This window comes from Candidatus Rickettsiella isopodorum, assembly GCF_001881495.1.
In the GTDB taxonomy this organism is placed as follows: domain Bacteria; phylum Pseudomonadota; class Gammaproteobacteria; order Diplorickettsiales; family Diplorickettsiaceae; genus Aquirickettsiella; species Aquirickettsiella isopodorum.
Genome location: NZ_LUKY01000031.1, coordinates 73,825 through 85,926, shown reverse-complemented (window position 1 = coordinate 85,926; position 12,102 = coordinate 73,825). Strand labels below are relative to the sequence as shown.

The window sequence follows — 12,102 nt, the reverse complement described above, 5'->3', positions numbered from 1 at the left end:
ACTGAGAATGACTGTGTTATTCATGTAATATATTTAAATCAAAACCAGTTAAATAACATTGAAAAGCCGTTGCAACGACCGCAACCATGTAAGCATTACGCATATCCAACGTAAAAAGTTTCCATTGGGTATTCTCTGTTTTGCTAAGCGTCGGAACCTGTAACCAATCTTGCACTGAAAATTCGCTTAAATCCACAGAAATTTTAGAAATATCCTGCGTTAATCCAGTTCCTATGGCTTTTAAGTAAGCTTCTTTTCTGGTCCAGCAACGAAAAAAGACCTTCTTTCTCTCTTGCTGGCTTTTCAATTCTGAAAAAAATTTCCTTTCGAGAGGTGAAAAAATAATTTCAGCTAGACTCTCTATCGATAGTTTTTTTTTGTAATATTCTATATCGATACCTATCGAATCTGCTCGTGTTACCGCTATAAGAATAAGATTATGTGAGTGAGATAGATTGAATTGAATATTCAATGCGTTTTGTAAGCTAGCGAGTGATGGTTTTCCATAATTTCCAACTTCAAAACGTAAGTATTGTGCATCACAATCTAAATAATTGCCTAGAATCAAGCGTTTCATGCTATGTGTCACTTGATAGCGATAACTGTCACGCTCAAAAATAAATCGTTCGGATCGCTTTATCTCTTCGGGCGAAAGTAGTGAGATAAGATATTTATGTTGATCCTTAACCTGATCCAGATGGACTCGCCAAACATGTAACTCTGAGCGCGAAATCGATAATTTGGCGGGTGGTTTTTTCCATAAAATCGGATTCATATTATTGCATAAGCTAAAAAACATTGGTGTCGGTGGTTCGATTCCATTTTCGGCTACCCGAATAAATTAAACACTGACGCACTCTCTAATAAAAAGAATGCGTAAGTTAACTTAATAAAACTTAAGTGGTTTGTTTACAACTAAAATCTATAATCGTTGTGCCAGTACATTTTATTTTTGCTCCCAGACCTTGAATAGGCGTGGGCAAATGAAAAAAAGTAATAGATTTACCTAATACCGCTTTAAACTTTACTGGTTTATTGTATTCTACTGACACCAGTTTTTCACTATTCTTTAGCATATAAGTATTTTTTGGACCACATGGATTATTTTTTTGTGATACATCTAATACGTACCATCCTTTATTGGTGACTTGGAGATTATAACAAAAACCGATATCTGTATTTGCTCGGCTTAGATTAAAATGACTGTGTATATAGTTTAAAAGATGTTGAAAAATTATAAAATGTCCTTTCTTGGTAGGGTGTAAGGTATCCCAAAATAAATAACTATTACCACATTTTTTATCGACAAACTCTTTAAAACCACCGCTTCTATAATAATTGGGGCCCGATAAAGCGTCTCTGAATACAGGAATAACCGCATACATGGATAAAGGATTGTAACGATCCAGTGCCATAGATTCCCAAATAGCCTGCGGTTCCTGATTACGATACAAGCATGAATGAACAACATCGGTAATTTTGTCTTGAGCTTGCTCTGCTTTATTGTGAATCAACCCTTGTAAAAGCTTGTTTAAATCATAAAAGAGAATAGCATGACCTTGCGCTTGATTTTCCTTCACGAAAGTTTTTAGTTTGTCATTATAAGATTTAACATCGGCTTTTTTCAAAGCGGCTATTGCAGGTTGTTGAAAGATATATCGGGGAACAATCGAGAAGTCAGGTAATCCTATTAAAATAATGTGTTTTGCCCCATCTTTTTCCATCTTTTGCACTTGCCTTTGTACAACATGGGCTGCCCTTTGAACGATGATAGTTTGATCAGGCTTCTCTACCTGACCTTCAATACACGCTTTGGTCAGTTTTCCACAAAAATACATGTCCCCTGCCCACAATAAATCGTTCGCACCTATCCATACAATCACTAAATCATCCGGTTCAAATTTATGATAAGTTTTAGTAAATTGGTAAAGTTGGTTACCCAGAGAACCTACCAAATAATAGCCCCAATGAAAAATAGAAACCTGATTGACATAAGGAAACGCCGTGGCTCCTCCCACGGCATAATTTTTGATAAATTGGTTATCTTGGACGGTCGTGTGATAATTTTCTGCTAAATCATCAATCCACAGATAACCGTCAGAAAATCTACCCATAAAATAATTATTCGCATTGGGTAAAAAGGACAATGTGGCTGCTTCAAGATTCCCCGTATCTGATAAACTATCGCCGAATACATATATTTTGTGGATGGGCGGGAGTAACTTAATTGGCGTATTTAATTCCTGAGCAGCCGTGCTGCAAAAATAAAGATTGGTTAATAAAGGGAGCCCTATTAATACTATTTTTTTCATTTTTTATTTCTTCTTACTGTTAAGTACCACCATTCTAACGTTGCGACGTGAAAATTATTGTTTCTTGACAGAGGGGAAAGACAAGATAGATTCCAACATAAAATGGTCCGATAAATCTAAGTCACCAAACGGATTATGAAAAACTTGTAAACCACCATCATACATGAGGGGTATCGCTGGCTCACGAATCACTCTTATATGTGATTGTTGTGTCGTAGGCACCAAATACCCGATAGAAACCGGCAAAACATAATCTTCCATCTCACCATTCGGGTCAGTATTCATGAGGTTTTTACTCGGATCGCTACCAAAAGGTACGGTATTGATATTATTCCAACGAGGATAATTTTTATCCACCGACTGAATCGTTTTTTGATATTCTCCACAATCTTTATTCAGAAAACAGGCTTGATAATCAATATTGAGATCGCCCGCAATAACGACCGCTTGATTTTTATTAATTTTTTGCTTTTTTATAAATTGACGCAGCTGAATAAATTGTTGATCACGTGCTGCCCTATCCGCAGCAGCCGTACTAGCTCCCTCCGTTGCCTGTAAGTGGGTTCCAAAAATATTGTAAACGGTATTTCCTTTTTTTATTTTAATATAAAGCGCCCCTTTAGCCGCACCACAGTCAAGCTTATTACAATCCTGATAAATGATAGAATCTTTTTTTAGGATAGGCCAATGACTATAAATAACCGTCCCTCCACTTAAGGGTGCATAATCCATCGTCGGACCATATTGATATGGATAGTCCCTTTTCATGAGTGTATTCACCGTATCGCGATACTTCTTATCCATTAATTCTTCTAATACAACAACATCGTAATGCGTAAGGTTTAACGGGATAAGTTGTGCGCGCATTTTGGCTTCATTCATACGCATAGACGAATTGGCATAAAATGGCCATAGCTGAACATTGTAAGTCCCTATGGCAAGTTGATTGTCATGGTTACTTCTAAAAAAACGCGTTTGCGGTAATGAAAGTACATAATCTATTTCATTAGTGGATTGATCAGAAAAAAAATAGTGGATAGCCGCTGCATAAAAAGAATAATTCGAATCACCACCCAATTTTAAATTATTTAGTTGAGCTAAAGCCACTGGATGGGGATAAGGTTTTGAAGCAAACAATGGATAGTCTTGCTTATTTATAGTCAAGGATACTGATTTAATCTCTGAGCCCACTGAAGCGCCGGAAATCCGAGCTGTTGTTGTGGCACTGGAAGGATTATTTTTAGATTGGATAGTAAAATGAGATTGTAGGCAAAACAACTTTCCTTTACTCATGCCTTTACCATAATCAATGTCAAACAGTTTGACTTTTTGATACGGGTTCGCAATACCCGAATACGCATGATAATAATGCGGATCTAAACCAGAACAAATTGCGTTTTGTTTATTAAGCTTAAGAAAAGAACGATAGTTAACTTTGTTTGCTGTATTATTGTTAAAGTAAATCCCATAACTTGCTCTTGCAGCGGATCCATACAAAAGAAATGAGATAGAAAAAATAGAGGCCACTAAATAAGTTGTCCGCCATTTATCAATAGATTTTATTTTTCTAAGCTTATCTGATTTTGTTATTTTTTTCATAAGTAACCCATTTATTTATTAGAATTTTTGATACTTATTCGTCAACAACTCCCTCATTAAAATAAAATAGTTAAACCACACTAAAAGGAATAGGATTTCGGAAAAACCATGTCTTTAGTCACAGAAATATTAAATTCATATCCAGGTTGCACCTCCAGAGTAGGTTGAATGTTAAGATTTTTGGCAGTAACGCTCGAACTGATATTCACTAAATTGCTATTCAAACTTTGCGCTAACGCTTGTTTTACCGTTAGGGGCGTCAGCACATTATCGGGGATAGGCGCAGCAAGTTGCGCTCCTGTCCCAATAATGCTCATCAAGATGGCTGAGCCAAAAAGACGTAAATAATGATTATTTACATCGCCTTTAAATCCCGCATAACCCTGCCTATCGATACCAGGCATGCCTTGAAGATCAATGCTTTGCCCATTCGGAAAAATAATTCGCTTCCAAATAATCAAAATTCGTTGCTGACCATAGGTAATTTGTGAATCGTACTGACCGGTTAAGCGCGAACCTTGTGGAATTAATAAATATTTACCCGTAGGAGAATCATAAATATTTGATCGTACCTGTGCGATAATTTGCCCAGGCAAATCCGAGTTAACTCCTGTTATCATAACCCCTGGGATAATACTACCCGCTTGTAATTCAAAGGGAGTATCCAAATTTTGCAACCGAGAAACTAAAGAATTACTGACATTACTATCTGTCGCTTTGATTTGTATAAAAGCTTTTTTTTCACTTTGCCTATTCTGAACCGTACCGGATTTTTCTGTCGTACTATTTGTTGTGTTAGTCACAGAAGGTAGCGCCGCTTTGAGTTGATGACTGCTAATGGGTTCGGACATCGCTTTTAAATCCGCTTCAGAAAATTCGTTTTCCTGTTTCAGAATAGGCATTGGCAAGATGACCGGTGGAGTAGGTAACTCCGCAACCGTTTGTTGTTGATACCAACGGGTATTAGCGGGGCTGGAAGCCACCAATGTTTTATCCACCTCGGTGGATCGGTGAGATTGATGAGACGCTCGGTATAGGTTATTTAGGATTAAAGAGATAATGACGAGCAATAAAATAGTGGCAATCAAGATCCAAGTTTTTCTTAGAACGACTGTTTTTGGATGCTGTGGTGACATGTTATAGGGCTCTTGCATACATTTTATTAGTAATAAGTAATCGGGTTTGCGCTCTACCTACGCCCAATATCAATACGGCCTGTTTAAATAATTTATCTACAACAAAATAGGGTGATTGATAACGGTAATTAACTAATTCATTGCTTTTACCACGCAACACAAATAAAACGGGCATATCTGTGCTAGCCATCGTCGCTGGAAATTGAATGTACGTATGTGTTCCATCATCAAAGATGCGTGTGGGTTTCCAACTCGGTAGAGAGTGTCCTCTTGTACTACTTAACTGATAATCAAAATTCAAGTGGTTTAATGCAACATCCGCTGCCGTACTCATTGCATCACTTGTGCCTGCTGTCGCCGCTGCCTGCATTTCAGCCGGATACCAAAAGCGCACCATGCGCATGCTATTGCTGTCAGGATTGGATCCGGAGAGTAAACGCAAATTATAAATGCGTTTATTTGTTGTAATCACCATGTTAGTACTAATTCCAGGCGCAGAGGGTTTAATTAAAATATGCTGTTGCTGTAACGACCCCTGCCCCGATGTCGCTATCGCATAGGACCAACGACTTGGATCACCGGTGGAAATATTCTCAAATTTTTCTCCTGGTTCCAGTGAAACCACCGTTTCTTGTAAAGGGATGGTATTAATGATCGGCTCATCATTATCGCTATACGCAAAATTAACAAACCCTTTACTCACAATGTTAGGTGCTTTACCTGACTTTAAATAACGAGCAAACGCTTGTTCTAAAGCGGGATCAGTACCGTAACTTAAGTGATAATTAGACTTTTTTATTATCGCTGGCTGAGGTTGTAGCTGATTTTTTTTTGCTGGAATAAAAACCGGGGCGGGCTCAGCGAGGCTAGCACAGCCTGATATCAACATGAACAACAAAATGCTGCCAATCATTTTAATTTGCATTATTAGCTCCTATCTCATTCTTCGACCAAGTAATATGGGTGATATACAACCCAAAGGGATTATCATTAATAAAATTAGGATTAATTTTTCCGAATTGATGGGTTAACTGCGCCACCCAACGCGTGACATTGAGAATATGATGATCAAGACGACTATATTGAGTTTCATCCCATGTAACTTGCCAGGTATGCGGACTGAGCGGAAAGGAATTAATAATCTGGACGGCCACCGTATAGTGTGCACTTAAACGAAACGGATCATTTTTTTGGTAATAATCTTGTAGAAAAGGGATCGCTTGATCGGCCGAAAACGCATAAACCTTGTTCAGTAAACTTTTTTCTGCGGTTGTATCGTGAATAATACTACGTGCATTGATGATGTATTGATTGACTGCAAAATTAATAATGCGCGGATCGGAGGTAGAAACATTCCGCAGTGCACTTATCGCATAAGGCATACCGCGATTGGTCTCAACAATGAAAGGTTTTATCTGTGACTGTGTCGCAATCTTGGCAATGACCAGGGCAAAAATAATATTGATCAGTATGGAACAAAAAAACGCGCGCTGCCAATAACGACTGGATTGTTGCAGGTTGCTATAACGATCATTCCATTCTTTACGTCCTTCCGATCCTTTGGTATAAGGATTTTCTGCATCAGAATTAAGCATACATTATTTATTAACCTTAGATTTTTTATTATTTTTATGCGGATTTGTCATCCTTGATCGCGTTGCTAATTTACGAACAATCTGTCCAAATTGGGTCGATAAATTTCCGTTAGAAAGCGTCGTATGAAGGGTTGTAGACATAGGACTCAACTGGCTGCTTTCCGCTTGGACCAAAGATGGAATAACTATAGAGCCCGTTGTTTCAGTAGCGGGAGTCTGTAGTGTTTGCAACGTCTGACTACTGCTAGTCAGATTCGTCGTTGATGTTGCCGTGGGTGTTATCTCAATAAACCCAATTATAATGGCACTCAATTGTCTTGGCACATTTTTTGATAAAAGCCAGAACAGTAAGACCACTGCACTGATCCAAACATATGGATCGAGCTGAGTATATTGCATCGGTACGATGGCAGTTAATGGCTTCATGGCTTGCAAACCTACTGCGATCACTACATATAAGCCAAATAACTTCATACAGTTACGCAATATCGCATTCAAAGCTTGACGTCCCACCGTCTCACTTTGTGGAGCTAAGCCCAGAAAAAAACTAGCCATCGAAATTAATAGCGTGGCTGTAATCAAAGTCACCAGCAGATCTAAGCTCACCATAAGAAATACAAATAAAACCAGTAAAGAAACCAATAACGCCACGATAAATCCAACGCCACCGGTTAATAAATTCCCGCCTGCTAGTGGTATCATTATTTTATTACTGAGCTTAATACCCGCGAGAATAATCGCTTGTGGTGTTAAACTTATTTTTGTTAATGTTCCCCCCATATACTCTGACGTTTGGAGTAATTGTGTTAACCACTCAGGATGGATCATGATGGTGTAAAAAACACTAATAACAAAAAATCTTCTGATAAAAGTAGGCATCGTATGCGAAAAAGTATCCTGATCAAACGCATGCCATAAAGCCATCCAAACGAGATTAATAGTTAATAAGGATAGGAATAACCATTGTCCCCAATGTAACAATGGATTAATGTAACTATTAAAACTCGTTAAATAGTGTGTGATCGCTGTCGCAAAGAGCTTCATTTGCGCATAGGCAATAGCCCCTCCTGTTGTAACCAATGGTTTAACCAGTGACTGTGATAAGTTGCTTTACATTGCAGAAGTGCCTTGGTTTTTTCACGCGACAAACCCACCAACGCTAAAGTCAAATCTTCTAGAACTAAATCGAATAAACGGTTACCTTCTGGGCTAACTAAATAATAGTGTTGTTTAGGGATAGCATTAATGATAATTTCCAATTGCCGTTCAGATAATCCGATCTTTTGATACAAGGTTTTAATTTCTGCTTCCATACTGGGATGAGGTAAATAAATCTTGGTTGGGCAGGATTCCATAATGGTGGCGGTGGTTTCTGTCAAATTTTTGTTAGTCGGATCATAGAGATCCGCCAAAGATTGGGTCGCAAACACCACACGCGCATTCTTTTTTCTACAGGTTTTTAACCAATCTTTAAGTTGGCGAGAAAATAATTCATGCGAGACATAAAGCCAAGCTTCTTCTAATACGATTAAGCTAGGCCCGCATCTATTACTATCTTCTAAACTCGCGGTAATACGATCGAAAATCGTTCTTAATATCGGTACATAAACTTCCGGCTTCTGCGTTAAAACCCAAGACATCTCAAATGTCTGTAAATAAGCATCGGTACGCACGACGTCGTCACTTGCATCCAATAATTTAAGCGGGCCTTCGAGTGTGTAATAGTTTAAAGCGGAACGTACCGCTTCGTTTTGTACCTCGGCACGAAATACCGTCAACGTACGGCTCTGTGCATGAATATCGTCTGCTAATGAAACAATCGCACTTTGAATCGCTCTACGTCTCTCTGGAGTTAAGCTGACATTTTGTAAAAAAACGAGGTCTTCAATAAACTGTATGGCACGTAACTGTTTTGTTTCAGTGGATAAATCGGCTAAAGGACAAAAAGATAATGCTTCACTATGCCCTATATCATAATGATACCCTTCCAATGCAGCCGTTAATCCTTGCTGAGAATAATCTTTATCAAAAACAAAAATTTGTGCCCCTGGATAACGTAAAAATTGTGCGATTAAAAAGCCTAGATACGTCGATTTACCTGAACCAGTAGGCCCTAATATGACTTGATGTCCAACATCAGCAACATCCATATGAAAACGAAAAGGAGTTTTCCCCGTTGTTTCGGCATAAAACACCGGTGGAGAATCCGCAGGTAATAAAGATTCCGGAGAGCTATAGAGGGCTCCCGCCCATAAGGTATGCAAAGGTAAAACATGCGCCAAATTAATTGAATTAATAAATACACGACGCAGATTACAACTCCCATGGCCTGGAATAGTCCCCAACCACGCATCAAAAGCATGAACATCTTCACGTATACAAGAAAAACCGGATTGTTCTAAATAAGCAGATAGGTCTCGAGCCGCTTGTTCCAATAATTGAACCTCGGTGTGCATTAATACTAATGTACTCGACCAATAACCAAACCGCGTACTCCCACTGCTATTCAGTGTACTCGCTGTAGTGGCTTGTTTACTCATTTGCAACGCATCGTTGTTCACTTTATTGGATGGCTTACCAAAGATGGCTTCTTTGAAAACACCCGAAAATCCTTTAACTTTGTTGTTCCAATTGCGGACATAACGTTTTATTTCTCGTTCTGCGGTAACATCACTTAAAGGGATAAAACGATTCGACCAACGATAAATCAAAGGATAAGTACCTAATTCGTCTAATAATCCCGGCAAAGTTTCTTCATTGAGGTAGCCTACAATCGATAATAAATAAATAAAATTATCACCCACACGCGGTAAATACCCCGCCGTCACATTACGACTCGCTAATACCACATCCAGAAAACAACCTTCAGGAGGAACTGCTGCAGGGGCAACATCCCCGGTAATGCATAATTTTAAATAACTTAATAAATCAGCACTATTCAGTTTTTCTAAAATAAATTGCGTACTTAGTAAACTGATACAACGATCCGCCTGATTCAGGAACTGTTTTAATAATTGTGTGAGATCATGTTGTTGCTCATCAGGTAAGCCATCAATAAACCAATGTCGTGTTGTTTTTACGACACTTAAAGGAAATTTCCAAACTAAGCTTAAAAACTGTAGATTTTCATAATGGTTGCCTGCCGTTTCATACGTACGATGACGTTCTTGATCAATTAAGTCAGCAGCAAGATTAGGAAACGCACCTGCATCGGGATAATCTAAACTAGGAATACGTATTTCATCGACATGCAGCATCCAACCATCTTCTAAAAAGCTCGCCATACGATTAATAGTTGCCGTCAACGCATCTAATTGGGCACGACTGGCAGAATAAAGATCGGGGCCACGAAAACGATAGGCTAATAAAAAGGCACCGTCTTTATTAATGATAACGCCATCATCAATGAAGTGTGCATAATTTAATAAATCAGAAAATCCAGCTAAACGCTGGTAACGTTTATTATTCCACATTGAAAAAACCTCGTTTTCCTTGATAGATAGGGACGCTGGGTTTAATCAGAATGTTTTTGGCAGAGACACTCGGATGTGCTGGATAATAGTCTTGATAATGAATATGTCGGCGATAAATCGCTAACATTTGCTTATCAATCCGAGTGATATACACTCCCACTAGGTAAAGAATCATAAAAATAAATAACGCAATCAGATCCATTAACCAATTAAGATGGGCAGAAACTGCGATCGGCAGACATAAACCCACAAATAAATAAAATAATTGTCTATCAACGCCAAAAACGTGGAATTCACGATTAAGCGCTTTGAAATACACTGTCGATGTGCCCTGCATCAACAACTCACTTAAGCGCCGAACAAAGTGGTAACAAAACTCGTTGCGGAAAAGGCAATCGATAACCACAAAACGATATTGATTAGTTTTTTAAACCCATCACCCCACTCTCCAAAAGCCAGCATTAAACAGGTTACAACGATCATAATGATCGAAACCGACATGAGAAAAGGTCCGGTAATCGAATCTTTTAAAAGATTCATGGTTGAATTAAAAGGAAGATCAGAACCTGCATCAGCATCGGCTAGATTAATCCAACCTATGCTACCTCCAATAATTAATGACTTAAGCCAATTTCGTAAACGTAAATTGTTCATTTTGATAGGACCCTAAAGTTAATATTTCGTGAATAAAACCTTTTTGATGTCCCTTTCGATTGATTGAAACAATGGTATTAATGGTTTGAGAAACTAATTGTAATGGTGGGGCAGTGAGTCTATTTTCCATAGCCAGATCTAAAATCCGTTGGATCGCTTCTTGTGCTGAATTAGCATGAACGGTACACATACCGCCCGGACAACCGGTATTCCAGGCCTTTAACATATCCAACGCCTCGAAGCTACGTACCTCACCGAGCAAAATACGATCCGGTCGCATACGCATCGCCATACGCACTAAAGCCGTCATGGTAACCGACGAACTCGTCAACATGGCTACTTTATTCGACGAAGGACATTGTAACTCGGGTAAATCCTCTAAGATGAGCAAACGTTGCTTATCATCTTGGCGTAAAGCTTCTAAAATTAAGGCATTGATCAAAGTGGTTTTCCCGGAACCTGGTCCGCCACAAATCAAAATATTTTTTCGCTTTTGTACTAAATCACGTAACACAAAATCTTGTTGTTGGGTTAGACGTCCGCTATGCAAATAATCATTTAAGGTAAAAATAACCTCTGATTGTTTACGAATAGTAAAACTGGGAGCCGATACGATTGGTGGGACTTGTGCAATAAAACGTTGACCTTGCATGCTTTTAAAAAAAGGTAATCTCGCTTCAAGCTGTGGATTATGTTGCGTAATGACAAAATTATGAAAACCCGCTACCGCATGAATAATTGAAAATGCTTGTGTAGAAGGTAAATGAGCAACCGATAATAAACCGTCCTCATGGCTGTCCGTCCAAAGCTGACCGTCTGGATTGAGCATGATTTCATGAATTTTCTTATCATTTAAACAAGCAACGATAGCCTCACCTAAATCATGGTAAAGCTTTTCACACAAACGTCGCTGTGATTCAGGACTATTCATGGAGATATTTGTGGATTTTTACCGACACAAAGCCTTGCATTAATCAATAAATAACGATGGGATATAAAACCAAGCTTAAGCTTTTTTATGACTTGAGAAATGGCCTGAGTGCCAATAATAAGAAAAGGAACCGCAGGTAAGATAGCCTTAGAAACATACATAGAGTCGCCCCCTATTGTTTTTATTCTGACAGCGCACTAAAAAGAATTAGCCTAAACTAAATTTAAAATTTATGCAATAAGTAAAAATTCACGGAGTTTCAGTGCATATTATAGGAGGCAAGCCCTATAAAACTTAAAAAAACTGCATGCCCACTGAAAAAAACCTTCCTTCATTTCGAAATCAGTCTATTTTTTTAGGAAACTCACGAAAAATTGCTTTAGCCTAAGTAAAACACCTCCT

At 38.5% G+C, this 12,102-nt stretch carries 12 protein-coding genes; all 12 read right to left on the bottom strand.

The genetic code is table 11. The annotated features are described in order from the left end of the window. Positions 1 to 16: 16 nt before the first annotated feature. A complete protein-coding gene (locus A1D18_RS02150) occupies positions 17 to 775 on the bottom strand; it encodes a 4'-phosphopantetheinyl transferase family protein (protein ID WP_071662183.1) in 759 nt (252 codons plus the stop codon). A gap of 121 nt (positions 776 to 896) precedes the next feature. After that, positions 897 to 2,312, bottom strand: coding sequence for an SGNH/GDSL hydrolase family protein (locus A1D18_RS02145; RefSeq protein WP_071662182.1), 1,416 nt, complete (start codon positions 2,310 to 2,312; stop codon positions 897 to 899). A gap of 54 nt (positions 2,313 to 2,366) precedes the next feature. Continuing rightward, positions 2,367 to 3,911 (bottom strand): sphingomyelin phosphodiesterase, encoded by a 1,545-nt coding sequence (locus A1D18_RS02140; RefSeq protein WP_071662181.1) that lies wholly within the window; start codon positions 3,909 to 3,911, stop codon positions 2,367 to 2,369. 80 nt (positions 3,912 to 3,991) lie between these two features. Further along, entirely contained in the window at positions 3,992 to 5,047 is a 1,056-nt protein-coding gene (locus A1D18_RS02135) for a TraB/TrbI/VirB10 family type IV secretion system protein (RefSeq protein ID WP_071662180.1), read from the bottom strand. 1 nt (position 5,048) lies between these two features. Continuing rightward, positions 5,049 to 5,972 carry a P-type conjugative transfer protein TrbG gene (gene trbG, locus A1D18_RS02130; protein WP_071662179.1) on the bottom strand — a complete coding sequence of 308 codons (924 nt, stop codon included), beginning with the start codon at positions 5,970 to 5,972 and terminating at the stop codon, positions 5,049 to 5,051. Continuing rightward, the gene (locus A1D18_RS02125) at positions 5,962 to 6,642 is read right to left on the bottom strand and encodes a VirB8 family type IV secretion system protein (protein WP_071662178.1); all 681 of its coding nucleotides are present in this window, start codon (positions 6,640 to 6,642) and stop codon (positions 5,962 to 5,964) included. Before A1D18_RS02125 ends, trbG begins: the two co-directional genes overlap by 11 nt. Positions 6,643 to 6,645: 3 nt before the next feature. Further along, positions 6,646 to 7,686, bottom strand: a complete 1,041-nt coding sequence (locus tag A1D18_RS02120; RefSeq protein WP_071662177.1) for a type IV secretion system protein — start codon at positions 7,684 to 7,686, stop codon at positions 6,646 to 6,648. Beyond that, the gene (locus A1D18_RS02115) at positions 7,683 to 10,115 is read right to left on the bottom strand and encodes a VirB4 family type IV secretion/conjugal transfer ATPase (protein WP_071662176.1); all 2,433 of its coding nucleotides are present in this window, start codon (positions 10,113 to 10,115) and stop codon (positions 7,683 to 7,685) included. The genes A1D18_RS02120 and A1D18_RS02115 overlap by 4 nt, the downstream gene beginning before the upstream one ends. Next, the gene (locus A1D18_RS02110; RefSeq protein WP_071662175.1) at positions 10,105 to 10,452 is read right to left on the bottom strand and encodes a VirB3 family type IV secretion system protein; all 348 of its coding nucleotides are present in this window, start codon (positions 10,450 to 10,452) and stop codon (positions 10,105 to 10,107) included. The genes A1D18_RS02115 and A1D18_RS02110 overlap by 11 nt, the downstream gene beginning before the upstream one ends. 11 nt (positions 10,453 to 10,463) lie before the next feature. Next, entirely contained in the window at positions 10,464 to 10,769 is a 306-nt protein-coding gene (locus A1D18_RS02105; RefSeq protein WP_071662174.1) for a TrbC/VirB2 family type IV secretion system protein, read from the bottom strand. After that, positions 10,738 to 11,700 (bottom strand): P-type conjugative transfer ATPase TrbB, encoded by a 963-nt coding sequence (trbB, locus tag A1D18_RS02100; RefSeq protein ID WP_071662173.1) that lies wholly within the window; start codon positions 11,698 to 11,700, stop codon positions 10,738 to 10,740. The genes A1D18_RS02105 and trbB overlap by 32 nt, the downstream gene beginning before the upstream one ends. Then, the gene (locus A1D18_RS06850; RefSeq protein ID WP_171910808.1) at positions 11,697 to 11,861 is read right to left on the bottom strand and encodes a hypothetical protein; all 165 of its coding nucleotides are present in this window, start codon (positions 11,859 to 11,861) and stop codon (positions 11,697 to 11,699) included. The genes trbB and A1D18_RS06850 overlap by 4 nt, the downstream gene beginning before the upstream one ends. Positions 11,862 to 12,102: the final 241 nt, after the last annotated feature.